This is a genomic window from Stenotrophomonas sp. C9D9 (assembly GCF_056491205.1).
Window position 1 is genome coordinate 145248 of the sequence record NZ_JBSZIF010000003.1, and the last position, 20841, is coordinate 166088.

Here is a 20841-nt window from a genome sequence, read left to right on the forward strand (position 1 = left end):
TCCGATCAGGCCGATTACGGCTTAATCCCCTCCGTCCCCTTTTTTGCTTACCAGACCAGGTCGTCCGGCACCTGGAACTGCGCGTAATAGGCGTCGTCCTCGGCGTTGCCGGTGGAGATCTCGGCGGTCGAGCCCGGCTGGCCGTGATCGACGATGATCGCCTCCGGCGCGCGCTCACGCACCTTCTCGGCGGCAGCACGCGGCAGCAGGGCGTAGCCCTCGCCATGGGCAACGATGACCAGCACGCCCACCGACAGCGCCTTGCGCAGCTTGGGGTCGATCAGCAGGGTACGGATCGCCGCGCCGTCGCTGAAGCGGTACTCGTCGTCGCCTTTGTGGGGTACGGCGCGGGCCGTGATGATCTGCCTGGCCTGGGCCTTCTGTTCAGCCTGCCTGGCCTGGGCATTGCGTTCGGCGGCCAGTGCGCGGTCGCGCTCGACCTTCTCGGCGCGGGCACGTTCAGCCTCCCGCTGGACCTCGGCCGAGGTCGATTCGGCCTTGCCCTGGCGGGCCTTGGCCTGGGCGCTCGCGGCGGCGCTGGCCTGCGACTTCTTGGCCAGGCCGGCCTTGAGCAATTGTTCCTGCAGCGCGTTGGGCTTTGCCATGGTCGGTGCGTACCGCGTGTAATCTTGGATGTCCCCATTCTACCGACGCCCCGCCGCCCCTGCATGGCAGTCCTGAAGTACCTCACCGGCTATCCCGAACCCCTGGTCGCCCAGGTCAGCGAACTGCTGGCGCAGGGCAAGCTGGGCCCCTGGCTGCAACAGCGCTACCCGGACCCGCACGAGGTGCGCAGCGACCGCCAGCTGTACGACTACACCCAGGAGCTGAAGGACCGTTACCTGCGCAAGTCGGTGCCGCTCAACAAGGTCTGCTACGACAACACACTGGAAGTGATCAAGCACGCGCTGGGCACCCATACCGCCATTTCCCGCGTGCACGGCGGCCGCCTGAAGGCCAGCCGCGAGATCCGCATCGCTACTGTGTTCCGCCAGGCGCCAGCGGCGTTCCTGCGCATGATCGTGGTGCATGAGCTCGCCCACCTGAAGGAAGCCGACCACAACAAGGCCTTCTACCAGCTGTGCCAACACATGGAACCCGATTACCTGCAGCTGGAGTTCGATACCCGCCTGTACCTGACCGAGCTGGCCAACCGCGGCCAGCGCTGACCGGCCGCAGCAGCTACACTGCGCGCCCCCTGCCCGACCTGCCTGCCATGGAACCGATCCGTCTCGACAAACGCCTGTCCGCCCTGCTCGGCATCCCGCGCGGCGAAGCGCGGCGCTACATCGAAGGCGGCTGGGTCACGGTCAACGGCGAAGTGGTGGAACAGCCGGCGAGCGCCCGGTCGATGACAGCGCGGTGATCGTGGTGGCCGAACAGGCCAGCGATGAAAAGGCCGAGCGGGTCAGCATGCTGCTGCACAAGCCGGCCGGTGTCGCCACCGAAACCCTGTGTGCCCTGGTCAGCAGTGACAGCCGCAGCGAACTTGATGCCAGCGACATCCGCCCGCTGCAGCGTCACTTCCACGGCCTGCAGCTGGCCGCCTCGCTGCCGGCCAGCGACAGCGGGCTGGTGGTGGTCAGCCAGGATCCGGCCACGCTGGCCCACCTGCAGCGCAACCTGGGCCGCACCGAGCAGGAATACCTGATCGAAGTGGCCGAAGGCGGTCCCGAGCGCGGCCCCTGGCTGATGGCGCGGCTGCAGCAGGAATCGGGCGGCGCCAAGGTCAGCTGGCAGAGCGAGCAGCGCCTGCGTTTCGCCGGCAAGGGGCTGACTGCCAAGGGCCTGCGCGTGGCGGTCACCGCCGCCGGCCTGCAGGTCACAGCCGTGCGCCGCCTGCGCATCGGACGCGTGGCGCTGGGGCCGCTGCCGCCGGCGCAGTGGCGCTATCTGGGCAGCGACGAGCGGTTCTGACGCTTCATCCCTCGGGGTCGGATCCCTTTCTGCGGGAAAGGACTCCGACCCCGTCCACGCGTGGCGTGCGTCTACGGCGATAGCTCTGCCGGCTTTCATCCACGCATGGCGTGGCTCTACCATCGGGGCATGAGCCTGCCCACACCCTTGTGGCGACGCCTGCTGCGCGTCGCTGCGATCGTCATCGCCGCATTGTTGCTGCTGGTCCTGTCCGGCCTGCTGCTGGCCGACCACCTCACGCCGCAGGCGCACGGCGCGCCCTCGCAGGTGCTGCCACTACAACCCGCGCAGACCCGTATCGACCAGCAGATCGTGCCATTGCAGGAGGCCCATCCCGGCCAGTCGGGCGTGGCGTTCCTCAGCGATGGCATGGATGCGTTCGCCGCGCGCGCGCTGATCACCACCCACGCCGGCCGCAGCCTGGACCTGCAGTACTACATCTGGCACGACGACCTGATCGGCCACCTGATGGCCAAGGCGCTGTATGACGCCGCCGAGCGCGGTGTGCGCGTGCGCATCCTGCTCGACGACATGAACGCCAAGGACAAGGACGCGTTGATGATGGCACTCGATGCGCACCCGAACATCGAGATCCGCCTGTACAACCCGTTCCGCAACCGCAGCGGCATCGCACGCACGCTGGAACTGGTGCAGCGCGCCTTCAGCGTGAACCACCGCATGCACAACAAGAGCTGGATCGCCGATGGCCGCGTCGCGATCGTCGGTGGCCGCAACATCGGCGAGGAGTACTTCAGCGCGCGCGACGATGTGAACTTCCAGGACCTGGACCTGGTGGTGGCCGGCCCCGCCGTGCAGCAGGCCAACCGGATCTTCGACGACTACTGGAACAGCAGCGCGGCGATCCCGATTTCCGCGCTGGCCTCGTACAGCGATCAACAGCTGCGGCAACTCGTGCGGCAGTCGGACCTGGATGCGATGCATGCCAAGGCGCAGCCCTACCTGCAGCGCGTTGCAGAGTCGCGCCGCCTGCAACGCCCCAGCCCGGAGCCGCTGCACTGGAGCGCGAACGTGCGCATCGCCTCCGATCCGCCGATGAAGCACCGCGACGATGATCGCCGCAACTGGCTGGTCAACACGCTCAGCGACGAGCTGGCAACCGCCCGTCGCAGCGCACTGCTGATCTCGCCCTACTTCGTCCCTGGCAGCGAAGGCGTTGAAGGCCTGTCGGCGCTGGCCGCGCGCGGTGCGCAGGTCGGGGTGGTGACCAACTCACTGGCCGCCAACGACGTGGCGGCAGTGCACGGCGGCTACATGGGTTACCGCGTTCCACTGCTGAAGGCCGGTGTACAGCTGTACGAACTGAAGGCGCACGGCCAGCTGGATACCAGCCTGTTCGGCAGCAGTGGCGCCAGCCTGCACACCAAGGCGTTCGTGGTCGATGATCGCCGCGGCTTCGTCGGCTCGTTCAACCTCGACCCGCGCTCGGCCTACCTCAACACCGAGATGGGCGTGCTGTTCGACGATCCGGTGCTGGGCGCGCAGCTGCGCGACGAGTACCTGCGCCTGGCCAGCCCGGATCACAGCTGGTGGCTGGCCCTGGGACGCGATGATGGGCTGCGCTGGCTGCAGCGGCAGCCGCCACCGCATTGGGTGGAGGCCGAACCCGGGGCGAGCCTGGGCAAGCGCTGGACCGCGCGGGTGATCAGCTGGCTGCCGGTGGAATCGCAGCTGTAGCGCTCAGGACGCCGGACTGGCCTCGTCCTGTCCGGCCTCATCCAGCGTTTCCACGTTGCGCCCATGCAGGCGCCGCCAGATCCAGCGCAATGCATGCGGCGGTGCCGAAGGCAGCTGCTCCAGCAGGGCCAGCATGCGGCTCTGGCTGGCATGCCCATGGCGGCACAACAGGCTGGCCGCTGCGGCCGCGCTGGCCAGGCGCAGGCTGTCGGCCAACGGTCCTTCCGCATCCACCGCCAATGCCTGGTGAACCGGCTCAGGCAACTCCCATGCGGCGGCGACCCGCTGCGCCAGCGGCAACGACCACTGCTGCAGCAGCTGCAGGGCCAGGGCCGGCTCCACGGCCTCGCCACGGGCCTGCGCCTCCTGCAGCAGCTGACGCATCACCAGTGCCGCACCCAGCCCCTGCACCAGGCCCAGCCACTGCGCGGCGAAGGCATCGCCGAAGGTGACCGTGCGTGCGTGGTCGGCTGCTGCACGCGATGCCAGCAGCGCGTGCTCCCAGATGATCGCGCTGAACTGCGGGAATACCTCGCATTGCACCTGCATCACCGGCTGCACCAGTACCGCACTGATGATCTGGCGCACGCCCTCGGTGCCGACCAGCGTCACCGCCCGTTGCAGGCTCTCTACCGGGCGCTCGTGGACCTTGTAGGCCGGGCTGTTGGCGATGCGCAGCAGGTTGCCGGTCAGCACCGGGTCCTGGCCGATGATCGCGGCCATCACCCGGGCCGAGGCGGCATCGTCGTTGACGGTCTGGATCAGCTGCGGCAGCAGCTGCGGCCGGCGGGGCAGCTGCCTGGCCGCCCAGTCGCGGTCCTGCAGCGCGCGTGCCACCGCCTCGCCCAGGCCGGGGTCCTGCACCGGCGTTGGCTCGCCGGCCAGCCGTGGGTACAAGGCAAGCGCATGCAGCCCGCGTTGCAGGTGAGCGGCGATCTCCGCCGAGGGCAGCGCCTCGCCCTGCAGGCTTGCGGCTGCGGCGGCCACCGCCTGGCGGGACGCGGCAACCAGCCGCGCCGGTGCCGTCCCGGTCGAACGTGTCAGCCAGCCGCGCAGCGAGCGCCACCAGGCCGCTGTCATCGCCGCCCGTCCTGTCGTTGTGATGCCCTTGCCGTCACTGACCGCCCTGCCTCTTCACGCCCATCCGGCCACCCGCCGTCGTCGCAGCATCGGCCGCACTTTCATCTTCTTTAACCGGACGGCCGCCAACGTCGACGGCACCGGCCGGGGGAATGGACTAGAATGGCGCCGCGCGACCCGTCCCCCAGCCATGACGACGTCGCTTTTTTTGTTTTGGGACCCTACCGTTCACTGGCCGTTCGCTGCAGTTCGCCGCTGTTCGCGCCATCGGAGACGCCATGCTATTCGAAACCCTCGCCACCACCGGCCACGAACAAGTGGTGTTCTGCCACAACCACGACGCCGGCCTGAAGGCGATCATCGCCATCCACAACACCACCCTGGGCCCGGCCCTGGGCGGCGTGCGCATGCGCCCCTACGCCAGCACCGACGAGGCACTGGCCGACGTGCTGCGGCTGAGCCGGACGATGACCTACAAGAATGCGCTGGCCGGCCTCAACGTCGGTGGCGGCAAGGCGGTGATCATCGGCGACCCGAAGGTGGACAAGACCGAGGTGCTGTTCCGCGCCTTCGGCCGTTACGTCGACTCGCTGGGCGGCCGCTACATCACCGCCGAAGACGTCGGCACCGACGTCAACGACATGGAGAACATCTACCTGGAGAGCCAGTTCGTGACCGGCGTGCACCAGGTCCATGGCGGCTCTGGCGATCCCGCCCCGTTCACCGCCTACGGTGCGCTGCAGGCGCTGATGGCGGCGATGCGCTTCAAGTTCGGCCATGAGGAAGTGGGCAAGACCAGCATCGCGGTGCAGGGCCTGGGCCACATCGGCATGGAGCTGGTGAAACTGCTGCGCGACCGCGGCGCCAAGCTGTATGTCACCGACCTGGACAGCGCGCTGGTCGATCGCGCGGTCAGCGATTTCGGCGCCGAAGCGGTCAAGCCGGACGAGATCCACGAAGTGAACGCCGACGTGTTCGCACCGTGCGCGCTGGAAGGCGCCATCAACGCCGACACCCTGCCGCGGATCAAGGCGAAGATCATCTGCGGCACCGCCAACAACCAGCTGTCGAGCCTGGAAATCGGCGATGAACTGCACGCGCGCGGCATCCTGTATGCACCGGACTATGCGGTCAACGCCGGTGGCGTGATGAACGTGTCGCTGGAGATCGATGGCTACAACCGCGAACGCGCGATGCGCCTGATCCGCAGCATCTATCACAACCTCACCCGCATCTTCGAACTGTCGCAGCGCGAGAACATCGCGCCGCAGCGTGCGGCCGACCGCATCGCCGAAAGCCGCATCCTGTCGATCGGCAAGCTGAAGATGCCGCTGGGCCGCAGTACCCCGCGCCTGGGCAACCTGCGCGGCGGCTGAGCCTGCGATGTCGCGCCGGGGCTGACGTCCCGGCGCGACCGCCCACTCAGAACCCGGTGCTGTAGCGCAACGCCGCCTGGCGCGCGCCTTCGCCACCGACGCGCTGGTCGAAGCCCAGGCTCAGGCGGCCATTACGGCCCCACCACGACTCCAGCGCCACGCCGAACAGCGCACTGCCGCGCGGCGCGTTCCAGCCCGCCAGCGGCGCCCAGGCATCGACACCGACGAAACTGGCCTGCCAATCCGCATCGGCACCATCAAGCCGCTGCTGCCACTCGGCATGCCCACGCAGGGTCCAGCGCCCCCAGCCGCGTTCGCCACGGATACCGGCCAGCATCTGGCTGCGCTGTACGCGGTTGGCATCGCCACGCAGGCCGAAACCGAAACCACCCAGCTCGTTGAAGGCATCGGTATCCACGCGCGTGGTGCTGGCACCCAGATACGGTGTCAACGACGCACCCGCGCGGCCGAAACGATAGCCGCCTTCGACGCTGGCACTGCTGAAGCGTCCGCCATAACGTGCGGAAACACCGTAGGCGCCTGCGCCCAGCAGCAGTTGCCGATCCAGCGCACGGGTGAACTGGCCGCTGCCGACCTGGGCCAGCGCATAGCCCCGGCCCAGGTTCCAGCCGGCGTACAGCTGCGCCTGCGCCTGGCGATCACGCCCGCGATCACCGCCGAAGCTGCTGCCACCATTGCTGCGGGTCTCGCCAAAGGCCACGCCCATCAGTCCATTGCTGCCCAGCGGTAGGTCCTGACCGGCCATCCAACCGCGGCTGTCGGCGGCATTGCCTGCAAAACTGCCCTGCCCGGCCTCACCGAGCGCGCTCTGCCAGGCCCCGCGCAGTCGCGGCGCCGCCTGCACGCGATCGAAGCGCTCGGCGATGGCACGGCGCGACATGTCGATGCTGTCGAAGGTGGCCGACTCGGCCCGCGCATGCGCCTGCCCGGACAGGCTCTGCAGGCTGGCTGCCAGGCCCTCGCTGCCACCGCCGGTCCACTGCAGCGCACCGGCCGCCGTACCGAATGCCGAGCCCTGCAGGGCGGGACTGCCATCGAGCACGCTGAACGCACCTTCCAGTCGTTGCGCAGCGGACTGCGCCGAGGCCGTGAGCCCGGTCGCCGCCGCCGTGACGCTGACCTGGGTCAGGTTCAACCAGGCATTGTTGCTGTCATAGCCATAGCTGCTCTGCAGCAGCGACAGGCCCTGCAGGCCGCTGGAGGTGGCCGGGCTGCTGAAGGTGCCGCTCAGGCCACCGGCCGCATGGACCAGATCCTGGCGGCTGCCGTTCTGCGGCACATAGCCGGAGACGAAGCCATGCACGCGCACGCCACCATTGATCGAGGCGGTGCCGGTCACCTGCAGCGCATTGGCACCGAGCGCGATCATCAGCTGGCCACCTGCCTGCTGCGTGTAGTTGCCCTCGATGGTGCCGGTGGTGCTGCCGGTGGTCAGGAACACGCTGCTGCCGTTGACCACGTTGCCGATCACGCGCGGCGTGCCACCATTGAACTGCAGGCCGGTCGAATCCGGATCGGGCTGGCCAAGGATGGTCACGTTGGAACGGATGACACCGCCGTTCTGCAGCGACAGGATGCCGCGCTCGATGCGGGTGGCGCCGCTGTAGCTGTTGTTGCCCGCGAGCACCAGGGTGCCCCCGCCCTGCTTGACCAGTCCGCCGCTGCCGACAATGTCGTTGCTCCACGTCGAACCGGTCGAGGCCACATCCACGTTGGCCACCACATCGCCCCAGTCGAAGCGGCCCGGGCCCTTGATCGCCCGCGAGATGTCGAGCAGGCCGTAGCCGAACACCGCATCCACGCCGGGCGCGCCGATGTCCTTGGCGGTGCCCAGCAGGGTCTGCCGCACCAGGTTGTTGTCGAAGTAAGGGTAGCGCTGCCAGACCAGCGCAGCGGCACCGGAGATCAACGGGGCGGCGAAGGACGTCCCGTAGTTCCAGTAGTAGGTGCTGCCATTGGCATCGGGATAGACGGCGCTGCCCGGCGCCGCCAGGCAGTAGCGCGCTGCCTGGCCGCAGGCATTGGCATAGCTGGCCAGGGTGCCCGGTGCATAGGGATCCACCGCGGTCGCCACCAGCCAGCCACGCTCCAGGTCGGCTGCCGGCAACGAGCCGGCAACGCCCTGCTGGCTGGGCAGGGCGGCCAGGCTGCTCGGCTCGGTGCGCGCATCGTTGCCGGCCGCGAACACCACCAGGCCGCCATGGTTGATGACGAACGGACGGTACTCGGCCGCCACCTGCGCGGTGGTCGGCAGGTCGGTCCAGTACAGGCCACCCCACGAGTTGTTCATCACCTTCACGTTGTAGCTGATCAGGTCCTGGTGGACCTGCGCCACGCCCAGCGGGCCACTGAAGGAATTGCCCTTGCCGCTGCCGTCATCGACAGGTGGCTTGTCGGCGATGATCCGCGCCGAGACGATCTGCGCACCGGGGGCGATGCCGCCCGGCCAGGATCCCACCGACGCGCCGGCAGCCAGGCTGGCGACCGCCGTGCCGTGGCCCACCACGTCGTCCACCAGCAGGTTGTTGCGCGCCGGATCGATGTAGTTGAGGTTGGCGACCACGCGCCCGTTCAGCGCCGCGGCATTGCGCTGCACACCCGAATCGACGATGCCGATGCGTACGCCCTGCCCGGTCAGGCCGGCGGCCTGTGCGGCACGCGCATTGGTCACTGACAGGTGCGCGTCGAAGGCCGGCTCCTGCGGCTTGGCCGGCGGCGGTGTCGTCGGAGGGGGCGTGGTCGGGGGTGTCGGGGGTGTCGGGGTGGTCGGGGGGGGATCGATGCGGACATTGCCGCCGCCTCCGCCGCCGCCACATGCCGTCATTGCCATCGCCAGCGCCGTTGCCAGCGCGGACCTCACCATCATCGTGCGTTCCATCGATTCCTTCCCATGAACGTTGGCCTGCCTACATCCCGGCAGGCGTGCGGTGCCGCCCAGCGGCGGCCCTCCCCGACCCTCTATACTTGGGCCGACCCCCACGCAGTCTGCCGGGAAACCGGGGCGCTTCCAACGTCCGCGGTCTCCTTTCCGAACATTGCTTACGCATCAACGAGATTGCCATGTCCAACATCGTCATCGCCGCCGCCAAGCGCACCGCCATCGGCTCCTTCCTCGGCCAGTTCAACGGCGTGCCGACCCCCACCCTCGGCGCGGCCGCCATCGCTGCCGCCCTGGAACAGTCGGGCGTACCGGCCAGCGACGTCTCCGAGGTCCTCATGGGCTGCGTGCTGCCGGCCAACCTCGGCCAGGCGCCCGCCCGCCAGGCGGCGATCGCCGCCGGCATTCCGGTGTCGACCGGTGCCACCACCCTCAACAAGGTGTGCGGCTCGGGCATGAAGACCATCATGCTCGGCCATGACCTGATCAAGGCCGGTTCGGCCAGCATCGTGGTCGCCGGTGGCATGGAATCGATGTCCAACGCCCCGCACCTGCTGCCGAACTCGCGTACCGGCAACCGCTTCGGCAACTTCCAGGCGGTCGACCACATGGCCCACGACGGCCTGGTCAACGCCTACGACGGCAAGGCCATGGGTGAATTCGCCGAATGCGCCGTGGACAAGTACCAGTTCAGCCGCGAGGAGCAGGACGCCTACGCGATCGAATCGGTCAAGCGCGCGCAGGCCGCACAGGCCAACGGTGCGTTCGCCGACGAGATCGTCGCGGTGAAGGTGGCCACCCGCAAGGGTGACGTCGAGGTCGCCACCGACGAACAGCCGGGGCGCTCGGACATCGCCAAGATCCCGACCCTGCGCCCGGCCTTCAAGAAGGACGGCAGCGTCACCGCCGCCAGTTCCTCCAGCATCTCCGACGGCGCTGCCGCGGTGGTCCTGCTGACCGAGGAAGACGCGGCCGCACGTGGCATCACCCCGCTGGCCCGCATCGTCGGTCACGCCACCCATTCGCAGGAACCGGAGTGGTTCACCACCGCCCCGATCGGCGCGATCCACACGCTGCTGGCCAAGACCGGCTGGTCGCTGGACCAGATCGACCTGTTCGAAATCAACGAAGCCTTTGCCGTGGTGGCAATGGCGCCGATGCGTGAGCTGGGGCATCCCGCACGACAAGCTCAACGTGAATGGCGGTGCCTGCGCGCTGGGTCATCCCATCGGTGCCTCCGGTGCACGTCTGGTGGTGACCTTGGTCAACGCCCTGCGCACGCGCGGTGGCAAGCGCGGCATTGCCACCCTGTGCATCGGTGGCGGCGAAGCAACGGCAATCGCCATCGAATTGATTTAAAAAGATTTAACGATGATTTCGCAAAAATGAATGCGGGATCGCTTGACACCCAATCTTGGCTTGTCATCATGTTGTCGGCGCGCAGCATGCGCGTTGCCTAATTCTAACGACGAGGATTTACACAATGAGCATCAACAAGCTGCTGGTCGCGATGTCCCTGGCTCTGGCCCTGGCCGCCTGCTCGAAGCAGGAAGCTGCCCAGGACGCCGCTGCTTCGGCCAACGAAGCCGCCACCGAAGCCCAGGCTGCTGCCGACCAGGCCGCCGCTGCCGGCGCCCAGACCGCCGACGCTGCCCAGCAGGCTGCCAACACCGCCGCCACCGCTGCTGACGCTGCGACCGACGCTGCTGCCAACACCGCTGCTGCTGCCACCGACGCTGCTGCCGGCGCTGCTGCCGACGCTGCCAAGGCTGCCGAAGGCACCGCCGAGAAGGCCAAGGACGCTGCTGAAGAAGCCAAGAAGTAATAACTTCTTTCTTCACGCTGTTCTGGAAAAGCCGCTGGTTCGCCAGCGGCTTTTTCTTTGCGCCGATGCCACCGCGCAGCGCGGGCATCGCGACCCCGCCTTCACAACGGCATGAATAGGCTGGCGTCCCCATCCATTGCAGTACCGGAGACCGCCATGAAGATTCGCCCGATCACCACCACCCTGCTGGCCGCCTCCCTGCTGCTGGCCCTGGCCGCCTGCAAGGGCCCGGAAGCCGAACAGGCCAAGCAGGACGCACAGCAGGCCGCTGACAGCGCGGGCGCTGCCGCCCGTGACGCCGTGGACAAGGCCGCCGAAGCCACCCGCAACGCCGCCGACAAGACCGCTGCCGCCTCCGAGCAGGCCGCTGCCGATACCCAGCAGGCGCTGGACAAGGCTGCAGACGCCACTGCCAACGCTGCCGACAAGGCCAAGGACGCGGCAACCGACGCTGCCGCACACGCCAGCGACGCCACTGCCAACGCCGCGCAGAAGGTGGCCGACAAGGCCCGCGACGTCGCCAATGACGCCAAGGCCAACGCCGCCAAGGAAGAAGCCAAGCACTAACGGTTCGTTCGCCGGGCATGGCCCGGCGCTACCGACCAGCCGAGCATCGGCTCGGCTCCACAGGAAAAGCCGCGGCATTGCCGCGGCTTTTCTGCTTTTCGCTCTCCGCTCTTTCTGTTGATTCCGTGGTGGACGGCACGGAAACCGTCCAAGGCCGCGCGGGTGGGTTGCGCAGGGGCGTGGGCCGCATGAATGCGGCGACCGAGCTTGCATGGACGTACTTGCAGCGCCCCCTGCGCAACCCACCCGCGCGGCCCGCTCACGACGCAGACTCCGCGCCGCCCGCCACGAAGGGCTCCGCCGTTGGCTGTCCCCTACGGCAGCGCGCGCACCAGCATCGCCGACAGATCCACGCCCGCCGGCAGCGTCCCGAACACCAGCCCATGCTCCCCTTGCAGCCGGCTGCGCACGAACGCCTCTGCCATCGGACTGCGCGCACGCAACAGCAGCGCGGCCTGCAACAGCAGCGCAGTGCGCTCGCAGAACAGCCGCGCCTGCGACTCATCCGGTGGTGGCGCCGCTGCCCAACGCTGCAAAGCCGCTGCGTAGCGCGCATCACGATCAGCCACCGCCGCCAACTCAGCGCGCAGCGCCGCCAGCGCCTCCGGTTCGCGCGCCAGCGCGCGCAGCACGTCCAGGCACTGGATGTTGCCGCTTCCTTCCCAGATCGAATTCAATGGTGCCTGCCGGTACAGCCGCGGCAGCATCGATTCCTCCACATAGCCCGCACCGCCCAGGCATTCCTGTGCTTCATTGACGAAAGCCGGCGCGCGCTTGCACAGCCAGTACTTGCCCAGCGCCGTCCCCACACGCGCCAACGCGGCTTCGTTGACATCCACGCCGGCCCGGTCCACCGCACGCGCGATGCGCATCGACAGCACCGTGGCCGCTTCCGACTCCAGTGCCAGGTCGGCCAGCACATTGGTCATCAACGGGTGCTCGACCAGCAGCTTGCCGAACGTGCGGCGATGCCGCGCGTGATGCAGTGCCTGCGCCAGCGCCATGCGCATTTCCGCCGCCGCGCCCAGCATGCAGTCCAGGCGGGTCATCATCACCATGCCGATGATGGTGGCCACGCCGCGTCCTTCCTCGCCCACGCGCCACGCCTGCGCCCCGCAGAACTCGACTTCGCTGGAGGCATTGGCCCAATCGCCAAGCTTGTCCTTCAAGCGCATCAACCGGAAGGCGTTGCGGTCACCGTCGGCCAGCCGGCGCGGCATCAGCAGGCAGGTCAGTCCTCCCGGCGCCTGCGCCAGTACCAGGAAGCCATCGCACATCGGTGCGGAAAAGAACCACTTGTGACCGACCAGGCGATAGCGCTCGCCATCGATCGGTTCGGCGCGCGTGCTGTTGGCGCGCACATCCGAGCCTCCCTGCTTTTCGGTCATGCCCATGCCCAACGTGATGCCGGCCTTGTCCGCCACCGGCACATCGCGCGGGTCATAGACCGGTGCTGCGGCCTTGCGTGCCCACTCGGCCAGGTGTGGCTGCGTGTGCAGCACCGCTACTGCCGCATGGGTCATCGTCAACGGGCAACTGGTGCCGGCCTCGGCCTGGTGGTGCAGGTAGCTCAACACCGCACGCGCGACATGCGCGCCGGGTTGCGGCTCGTGCCAGGACAACCCGGCGACGCCGTGCGATTTCGCCGTGCCCATCAACTGGTGATAGGCCGGATGGAACTCCACCGTATCGATGCGATGGCCCTGCGCATCATGCGTGCGCAGGCGCGGCCGATCGCGGTTGGCATCGAAGCCGAGCCGGTACAGCTCGTCACCCGCCAGCCCGCCATAGACCGCCAGCCGCGGCGCGAAGCTGCCAGCACCTTCGCGCTGCACCGCCTCCATCAGCGCCACGTCATCGGTCCACAACTGGCGCCCCGCGAATGGCGGCGGCTGGTTCAGCACCACGTGGGTTTCGTACGGCGCGCTGCTGCTGAAGCTGGGTCCACTCATCCGGTCCGTCCTGGCGGCAAGAGGTGTGCGGTTCGATTGTGCCGCATCGCCTGCCAAGCCCGTGTTCAGGCCGATTCTCACCCTGTGCACGAGCGGCCGGCCACAGTGACCGAATGGCAGTCAACGACGATCTGGTGGTCCTGCGCCCGGAAGGGCTGTACTGCGCCGCCGGTGATTTCCACATCGATCCCTGGCGACCGGTAGCGCGCGCGGTCATCACCCATGGCCACGGCGATCACGCACGCCCCGGCATGGGTGAATACCACTGCAGTGACGGCAGCCTGCCGATCCTGCGCTGGCGCCTGGGCGATGTGCCGGTGCAGGCGCATGCCGAGGGCGTACCGTTCCGCCTGGGCCAGGTGCAGGTGTCGCTGCATCCCGCCGGCCATGTGCTGGGGTCTTCGCAGGTGCGCATCGACGACGGGCGGCAGGTCTGGGTGGCGTCCGGCGACTACAAGCGCCAAGCTGACCCAACCTGTGCGCCATTCGAAGTGGTGTCCTGCGATACCTTCATCACCGAGGCCACCTTCGCCCTGCCGATCTACCGATGGCCGGACACGCCCGCCGTCGCTGCGGAGATCGTGGCGTGGCGCCGCGAATGCGAACAGCGCGGCGAAGCTGCCATCCTGCTGTGCTATGCACTGGGCAAGGCGCAACGGGTGCTGGCCGAACTGCTGCCGCTGGAGGACCGCCCGGCCTGGCTGCACGGTGCCATCGCCAATGGTGTGGAGGTGTACCGGCAGGCCAACGTACCAATGCTGGAGACGCTGGCGGTGGCCGAGCAGGGTCGCCAGCCGGATGCCGCCGGCCAGTTGATCCTCGCCCCGCCCTCGGCCGCCGGCACACCGTGGATGCGCCGCTTCGGTCACCACCAGCTGGGCTTTGCATCCGGTTGGATGCAGCTGCGCGGCAACCGGCGGCGCCGCAACGTCGATCGCGGTTTCGTCATTTCCGATCACGCCGATTGGCCCGCACTGCTGCAGACCATCGAACAGACCGGCGCGCAGCGGGTGATCGCCACCCATGGCAATACCGATGCGTTGATTCCCTTCCTGCGCGAGCGCGGCATAGCGGCTGAAGCCTTCCGTACCGATTTCGGGAGCGAGGAATGAAGGCCTTCGCGGCGCTCTACCAGCGGCTGGATCGCAGCACCGCCACGCTGGACAAGCGCGCAGCGCTGATCGATTACTTCCGCCAGGCAGGCGCGCATGATGCGGCGTGGGCGCTGTACCTGCTCAGCGGTGGCAAGGTGGGCGGCGCACGCCGCAAGATCGCCGCCAGCGGCGAACTGCGCGCCTGGATTGCCGAAGAATCCGGCTTGCCGCCATGGCTGGTGGAAGACAGCTATGCGCAGGTCGGTGACCTCGCCGAGACACTGACCCTGCTGCTGGATGATCCACCGCAGCCTTCGCCCGACCGCCCATTGGCCGAATGGATCGAACAGCATCTGCTGGCGGTGGCCAACCAGCCCGAAGCAGTGCGCCGCGCGGCGGTCGTCGCGGGCTGGCAGCAGCTGTACAACAGCGAACGCCTGGTGTTCAACAAGCTGCTGACCGGCGCCCTGCGCGTTGGCGTCTCGCAGCGGCTGGTGCAGCAGGCACTGGCGGAGTGGTCCGGCCTGGACATCGCGCGCATCGCCCAGCGCATGCTGGGCGAGTGGGGTGCCCTCGCCCGGACTGCTGGGCCAGCTGCTGTCGCCGGATGAACTACCACTGGACCGGCAGCAACCCTACCCGTTCTTCCTCGCCTCCCCCCTGGAAGGCGACCCTGCCGAACGCCTCGGCCCTGTCGAAGAGTGGCGCTGGAATGGAAGTGGGATGGCATCCGCCTGCAGCTGCTGCGCCGGCGCGGCGAGGTCGCATTGTGGTCGCGCGGCGAAGAGCGGCTGGATGGCCGCTTCCCCGAAATCGAACAGGCGGCGATGGCGCTTCCCGATGGCTGCGTGCTGGACGGAGAGCTGCTGGCCTGGGACGAAGCCACGGACCTGCCGCGTGCCTTCACCGCGCTCCAGACCCGCATCCAGCGCCGCAAGCCCGGTGCGGCCACCCTGCGCAACACGCCGGTGCGCGTGCTCGCCTATGACCTGCTGGAACACGATGGCGCGGACCTGCGTGAGCTGCCGTTGCGGGAACGGCGTGCACGGCTTGCCGACATCGTCGGTGCCCTGGGTGATGCACGGATCCAGCTCTCACCCGGCGTTGCTGCCGAAGACTGGCCGCAGGCGGCAGCGATGCGTGACATGGCACGCGACCGCGGCGTGGAAGGGCTGATGCTGAAACGTCGTGCCTCGCCCTACCAGGCCGGGCGACGCCGCGGTGACTGGTGGAAATGGAAGGTCGATCCGCTCACCATCGATGCGGTACTCCTGTACGCGCAGGCCGGCCATGGGCGGCGCAGCACGCTGTATACCGACTAACCTTCGGCGTCTGGGACGGCGACACGCTGGTACCGGTAGCCAAGGCCTATTCGGGCCTGGATGACAAGGAAATCCTCGCGCTCGATCGCTGGATCCGCGCCAACACCCGCGAGCGCTTCGGCCCGGTGCGCAGCGTCCGCGCCGAACATGTCTTTGAACTGGGCTTCGAGGCGGTCAACCGCAGCAGCCGGCACAAGTCCGGTATCGCCGTACGCTTTCCACGCATCCTGCGCTGGCGCCACGACAAGCCGGCCAGCGAGGCCGATCAGCTGGCTACCCTGCAGGCGCTGGCGCGATGAACCGCAGCCAGGCACTACGCCGGCTGGAAGACTGGTTCGCGTCGAAAGGCTGGCGCTCGTTACCGTTCCAGCGCGCGATGTGGCGGCGCTATCTCGCCGGCGGATCCGGGTTGCTGCACACCCCCACGGGCAGCGGCAAGACACTGGCGATGTTCGGGGGACCGCTGCTGCAGGCCATGATCGACCCTCCGCCTTCGCCCCGCCGCGCCAGTGCGGTACGCCCGCTGCAGGTGCTGTGGGTGACGCCCTTGCGCGCATTGGCCAGCGACACCGCGCGCGCACTGCAGGCCGTGGTCGATGGGCTCGGGCTTGGATGGCGTGTCGGCCTGCGCAGTGGTGACGCCAGCAACCGCGAACGACGGCAGGCGCGCGAGGGCCGCATCGACGTACTGGTCACCACGCCGGAATCACTGGCGCTGCTGCTGAGCTATGCGGATACGTTGCCGCGCATGCGCCAGCTGCGCTGCGTGGTGGTGGACGAATGGCATGAGCTGCTGGGAAACAAGCGCGGTGTGCTGCTGCAGTTGAATCTGGCCGTGCTACGCGATGCCGCGCCTGCAGTGCAGCTGTGGGGGCTGTCGGCCACGCTGGGCAATCTGGATGAGGCGCGCGACGTGCTGCTGCCCGGACAGCCCGACGCGGCGATCGTGCAGGGCGTGCGCCCGCGCGCGATCAGCGTGCGCAGCCTGCTGCCGGACCCTGGCGAACGTTTCCCCTGGGCGGGGCACCTGGGACTGGCGCAGCTGCCGCGCGTGCTGGATGCGTTGATGCGGGCGCGCAGCAGCCTGCTGTTCACCAACACCCGTGCGCAGGCAGAACTATGGCATCAGGCGCTTGCCGCAGTCTGGCCGGAAGACCAGGGCACGCTTGCGCTGCACCACGGCTCGCTGGATCCGGCGCTGCGCCAACAGGTGGAAGACGGACTGCGCGCGGGCACGCTGCGCTGCGTGGTTGCCACCTCCAGCCTCGACCTCGGCGTGGACTTCCCAGAGGTTGAGCAGGTACTGCAGCTGGGCAGCCCGAAGGGCGTGGCCCGCCTGCGCCAACGCGCTGGACGTGCACGTCACCGCCCGGGCGCCAGCGGTTCCATCCTGTGCGTGCCCAGCCATGCACTGGAGCTGGCCGAATACGCCGCGGTACGCCGTGCGTTGGCCGAAGGCGTGGTCGAAGCACGCAGGCCGCCGACGCTGCCGCTGGATGTGCTGGCCCAGCATGCGGTCAGCCGCGCGCTGGCGGGCGGCTTCGACAGCGCCGCGCTGCTGGCGCAGGTACGGCGTACCCATGCCTTCGCGTCTCTCGGCGACGATCAATGGCAGGCCGTGCTCACGTTCATCGTGCAGGGCGGCCAGGCGCTGGCCCAGTACCCCGATTTCCACAAGGTCGTGCGTGATGCCGATGGCCGGTACCGCATGCACGACCGTCGCCAGGCGCTGCGTCATCGGCTGTCGATCGGCACCATCAGCAGCGATGGCAGCGTGCGCGTGCAGTTCCTGCGCGGCGGCAGCCTGGGCGCCGTAGAAGAACAGTTCGCCAGCCGCCTGCGCCGTGGCGATCGCTTCCAGTTCGCCGGGCGCCTGCTGGAGCTGGTGCAACTACGCGACATGACCGCCTTCGTGCGGCTGGCACGAGGGCGCGGTGATGGTGTGGTGCCACGCTGGCAGGGAGGCCAGTTGCCGCTGTCGATGCCGCTCGGCCGCGAGCTGGAGTGGGTCCTGTCCGGCGCCGACGACAGTGCCGAATCACGCTGGTTGTCCCCCTTGCTGTCACTGCAGCAGCAGTTGTCGGCGCTTCCCGGCCCAGAGCATCTGCTGGTCGAAGAGGTGCGGCGCCGCGAAGGCCAGTTCCTGTTCGTCTACCCTTTTGCCGGCCGTCACGTGCACGAGGCGCTGGCCGCCTTGCTGGCACTGCGCTGTACCCGCCGGCAGCGCAACAGCATCGGCTACGCAGTGAACGATCATGGCCTGGTGCTGGCACCGGCGCAGGCGATTGATCTGGATGCGGCGGAATGGAGGGCGCTGTTCACCACCGATCAGCTGCTGGACGACCTGCGTGCCGCAGTGAACCTGGGCGAGCTGGCGCGGCGCCAGTTCCGTGGCATCGCACGCGTAGCGGGCCTGCTGGTGCCCAGCCTGCCCGGCGGCATGCCGCGATCACTGCGCCAGTTGCAGGCCTCGGCAGGCCTGCTCTTCGACGTACTGCGCGAGCACGATCCTGACCATCTTCTGCTGGCGCTGGCCGAACGCGAGGTGCTGCACGACAGCCTCGATCTGGCCGGACTACAGCAGGTACTGGCAAGGATCGGCACACGGATTCTCTCGATGCAGCGTCCATCGTCACTCACGCCACTGGGCTTCCCGTTGTGGGCCGAACGCCTGCGTGGGCAGTTCAGCAACGAGGACTGGCGTACCCGCGTGCAACGCGCGGCCCTGCAGCTGGAGCGTCGCCATGGCCGATGAACTGCCGCTGCTGCGCGCGGGCGAATCGCTGATTCTGCTTGGCGCGCGTGCACTTTACTGGCCCGCGCGGCAGGCGTTGTTGATCGCCGACCTGCACCTGGGCAAAGCCGATGTATTCCGCCGCGCCGGCATCGCGCTGCCCGCCGGCGGCACCGGCGAAGACCTGCACCGCCTGCAGGGTCTGCTGGACAGGCATGCCTGCCGCGAGCTGTGGATCCTGGGCGACATCCTGCATGGGCCGGCGCATCGCGCCGCCTGGTACCAGCAATGGCTCGGCTGGCGCGAACGCAACATCGCACTGGACGTGCATGTCCTGCGCGGAAATCATGACCTGCAGCTGCCGCATGCCCAGCTGCAGGTACAGATCCACGACGAAGTACGGCTGCAGCCGTTCCTGCTCCGCCATGAGCCGATACCCGATGCAGACCTGCATGTGATCGCCGGACATCTGCATCCGCAGGTCGCCTTGACGCCATTGCGAAGGCGCTTCCCCGCATTCTGGCTGCGTGACAGGATGACGGTGCTGCCGGCCTTTTCCGCGTTCACCGCCGGACTCGTGCCTGTTCCCAACGGTGGCGAACAGATGGTCGCCTGCGTGGAAAACGGCCTGGTGGAACTGCCGGTGGCTTGAATCAAGCCGGACGAACGCCCAGCTGCGGCATCAACTGGAACTCAGGCGTGTCATCTTCACGTCGTCGCGGCAATGCCTGGACCGCCGCCAGCATTTCCTGCGCGCAGGTGCGGATGCGTGCGTGGTGCTCCGCTGGCGCATGACTGATCAGGCTGCCGACATGGAACTCGAACACATCCTCCAGTACGTCGGGCTGGTCCTCGTGCAGCATCTGCAACAGTCCGCGCAGCTTGCAGATTTCCGATTCCAGCTCCTCGACCGCGAACAACATGGCGTCCTCCTCTTCAACGACAGGCGGCACGTCCGGGCCGCAACAGGCCGCAACGGCAGCGCCTCCCGGGCCACGCGCGATATTGATCACGGAAAGGAAAACGGGCGACGCGCAATCGCGTGCAACCTACTTCTCGCATATCCGCGGTGAGGCAACCGTTAATTCACGTGACGGCGTACTTCACGCCGTTGCCGCAGCCACGTGTGCGCGAGGCGGTTCGGCCGCAGTGGCCAGCGCATCGATGAAGGCCGGATCCAGCACAAGCGAACCGAACCAGCCATGCTGGGTACCGCTGAGCACGCGCAGCATGTGGCCACGCCCACCCGGCAGGCGCCCCATCGGGCCGAGCAGTACGTCGCGCGCCTTCGCCCAGGCATCGCGGTCGGACTGGAACAGCGGCGTGAGCCAACGGCTCCAGCGCTGGTAGACCGCAACGTGGGCCCTGCGTTGCGCCTGGTAGGCCTGCAATGCAGCGGCACCACCGCCATGCGCGCGCATGGCATCGCGCAGCGCCAACGCATCGAGCAGTGCCATGTTCACGCCCTGCCCCAGCTGCGGGCTCATCGCATGTGCGGCATCGCCGGCCAGCACCATGCGGCCGCAATGCCAACGCGTCATCACAGCGTCGCGGTAGACCGCGCGCGCCAGCTGGCCAGCGTCACGCAGATGCGCGAAGCGTGCACTGGCCTGCGGCCACAGGGTGTGCAGTTCGTCCAGCCAGGGCGTCATGCCCTCCGCCTGCCAACGTTCGAAGTCGGCGCGTGGCAGGCTCCAGAAGAAGCTCAGGCGCGGCGTGTCGTCACCGGGCCGCGTGCCGACCGGCAGCAGCCCGATCATCTTGCGCGCGGCCACGTAGCGCTGCCGCAGCTCCTGCAGGTGCGGCCAGTCTTCGGCCGGCAACAGGCACCACAGCGCACCCCAGGGATACACGCGATCCAGCCCGGCACCGCCTTCGATCGTGCCACGCAAGGTCGAGGCCGCGCCATCGGCAGCCACCACCAGGTCGAATGGACCATGCATGCGCCCTTCGCTGTCGCGCAGGCGGCCCTGCTCGGCATCCACCGCGGCAATGGAGACGCCGGCATGCAGCTGGCCCGCACCTGCACGCGCTTGGTCCAGCAACGAGAACAACGCTCCGCGCTGCATGCCGAGGCCGTGCAGGCGCGCATCCAGGCCGTCGTAGCGCATGTCCATCACCGCGCGTTCGCACGGCGTATCGCCATACAGGCGGTGCACCGGCGCGGCATGCGCACGAACTGCATCGAGCAGGCCCATCTGCCACAGCACCTGCAGGCCGCTGGGTTGCAGCAGGAAACCGGCGCCAACCGGCCCCGGCGTGGGCACGCGTTCGAAGATCTCCACCTCGTGGCCATCACGGGTGAGCAGGATGGCCAATGCCTGGCCAGCAGTACCGTAGCCGATCACGGCGATGCGCAGTCGTTCCTTCATGGGCGCAT

The 20841-nt window shown here is 68.3% G+C and carries 14 protein-coding genes and 3 pseudogenes; 11 read left to right on the top strand and 6 right to left on the bottom strand.

What is annotated here, in order from left to right; genetic code table 11:
* Positions 1-47: 47 nt before the first annotated feature.
* A complete protein-coding gene (locus ACXI0D_RS02665) occupies positions 48-605 on the bottom strand; it encodes a DUF2058 domain-containing protein (protein WP_479642274.1) in 558 nt (185 codons plus the stop codon).
* A gap of 63 nt (positions 606-668) precedes the next feature.
* Between ACXI0D_RS02665 and ACXI0D_RS02670 the strand changes: the two genes are divergently transcribed.
* The 3 genes and pseudogenes from ACXI0D_RS02670 to ACXI0D_RS02680 all read left to right on the top strand — a co-directional run bounded on the left by ACXI0D_RS02670 (position 669) and on the right by ACXI0D_RS02680 (position 3612).
* On the top strand, positions 669-1169 hold the full coding sequence (locus ACXI0D_RS02670; RefSeq protein ID WP_043035443.1) for a M48 metallopeptidase family protein: 501 nt from the start codon (positions 669-671) through the stop codon (positions 1167-1169).
* A 47-nt stretch (positions 1170-1216) separates the two neighbouring features.
* Positions 1217-1917, top strand: a pseudogene (locus ACXI0D_RS02675) (RNA pseudouridine synthase).
* A 105-nt stretch (positions 1918-2022) separates the two neighbouring features.
* Positions 2023-3612, top strand: coding sequence for a phospholipase D family protein (locus ACXI0D_RS02680; RefSeq protein ID WP_479642275.1), 1590 nt, complete (start codon positions 2023-2025; stop codon positions 3610-3612).
* Between the two features lie 3 nt (positions 3613-3615).
* Here ACXI0D_RS02680 and ACXI0D_RS02685 read toward each other — a convergent pair whose 3' ends face one another.
* Positions 3616-4692, bottom strand: a complete 1077-nt coding sequence (locus tag ACXI0D_RS02685) for an HDOD domain-containing protein (RefSeq protein ID WP_075676981.1) — start codon at positions 4690-4692, stop codon at positions 3616-3618.
* Between the two features lie 278 nt (positions 4693-4970).
* Here ACXI0D_RS02685 and ACXI0D_RS02690 point away from each other — a divergent pair, with 278 nt between their 5' ends.
* The gene (locus ACXI0D_RS02690) at positions 4971-6068 is read left to right on the top strand and encodes a Glu/Leu/Phe/Val dehydrogenase dimerization domain-containing protein (protein WP_008264553.1); all 1098 of its coding nucleotides are present in this window, start codon (positions 4971-4973) and stop codon (positions 6066-6068) included.
* A gap of 46 nt (positions 6069-6114) precedes the next feature.
* On the opposite strand, the gene ACXI0D_RS02695 is transcribed toward ACXI0D_RS02690, so the two are convergent.
* Entirely contained in the window at positions 6115-8967 is a 2853-nt protein-coding gene (locus tag ACXI0D_RS02695; RefSeq protein WP_479642276.1) for a S8 family serine peptidase, read from the bottom strand.
* A 182-nt stretch (positions 8968-9149) separates the two neighbouring features.
* On the opposite strand from ACXI0D_RS02695, the pseudogene ACXI0D_RS02700 reads away from it, so the two are divergent.
* The 3 genes and pseudogenes from ACXI0D_RS02700 to ACXI0D_RS02710 all read left to right on the top strand — a co-directional run bounded on the left by ACXI0D_RS02700 (position 9150) and on the right by ACXI0D_RS02710 (position 11359).
* Positions 9150-10326, top strand: a pseudogene (locus ACXI0D_RS02700) (thiolase family protein).
* A gap of 124 nt (positions 10327-10450) precedes the next feature.
* Positions 10451-10792 (top strand): hypothetical protein, encoded by a 342-nt coding sequence (locus ACXI0D_RS02705; RefSeq protein WP_014038070.1) that lies wholly within the window; start codon positions 10451-10453, stop codon positions 10790-10792.
* Positions 10793-10948: 156 nt separating this feature from the next.
* Positions 10949-11359, top strand: coding sequence for a hypothetical protein (locus tag ACXI0D_RS02710; RefSeq protein WP_010482846.1), 411 nt, complete (start codon positions 10949-10951; stop codon positions 11357-11359).
* Positions 11360-11673: 314 nt separating this feature from the next.
* On the opposite strand, the gene ACXI0D_RS02715 is transcribed toward ACXI0D_RS02710, so the two are convergent.
* Entirely contained in the window at positions 11674-13311 is a 1638-nt protein-coding gene (locus tag ACXI0D_RS02715) for an acyl-CoA dehydrogenase family protein (protein WP_479642277.1), read from the bottom strand.
* A gap of 113 nt (positions 13312-13424) precedes the next feature.
* On the opposite strand from ACXI0D_RS02715, the gene ACXI0D_RS02720 reads away from it, so the two are divergent.
* From ACXI0D_RS02720 to pdeM, 4 genes and pseudogenes are all read left to right on the top strand, one after another.
* On the top strand, positions 13425-14423 hold the full coding sequence (locus ACXI0D_RS02720) for a ligase-associated DNA damage response exonuclease (protein ID WP_479642278.1): 999 nt from the start codon (positions 13425-13427) through the stop codon (positions 14421-14423).
* Positions 14420-16026, top strand: a pseudogene (locus ACXI0D_RS02725) (ATP-dependent DNA ligase). Before ACXI0D_RS02720 ends, ACXI0D_RS02725 begins: the two are co-directional and overlap by 4 nt.
* The gene (locus ACXI0D_RS02730; protein ID WP_479642279.1) at positions 16023-18482 is read left to right on the top strand and encodes a ligase-associated DNA damage response DEXH box helicase; all 2460 of its coding nucleotides are present in this window, start codon (positions 16023-16025) and stop codon (positions 18480-18482) included. The pseudogene ACXI0D_RS02725 and the gene ACXI0D_RS02730 overlap by 4 nt, the downstream one beginning before the upstream one ends.
* Positions 18472-19113: a ligase-associated DNA damage response endonuclease PdeM gene (gene pdeM / locus ACXI0D_RS02735; RefSeq protein WP_049447088.1), complete on the top strand. Its 642-nt coding sequence runs from the start codon at positions 18472-18474 to the stop codon at positions 19111-19113. Before ACXI0D_RS02730 ends, pdeM begins: the two co-directional genes overlap by 11 nt.
* Position 19114: 1 nt before the next feature.
* On the opposite strand, the gene ACXI0D_RS02740 is transcribed toward pdeM, so the two are convergent.
* Complete coding sequence (locus ACXI0D_RS02740) at positions 19115-19384, bottom strand: hypothetical protein (RefSeq protein ID WP_014038076.1); 270 nt, start codon at positions 19382-19384, stop codon at positions 19115-19117.
* 180 nt (positions 19385-19564) lie between these two features.
* On the bottom strand, positions 19565-20833 hold the full coding sequence (locus tag ACXI0D_RS02745; protein WP_101765906.1) for an FAD-dependent oxidoreductase: 1269 nt from the start codon (positions 20831-20833) through the stop codon (positions 19565-19567).
* Positions 20834-20841 lie beyond the last annotated feature (8 nt).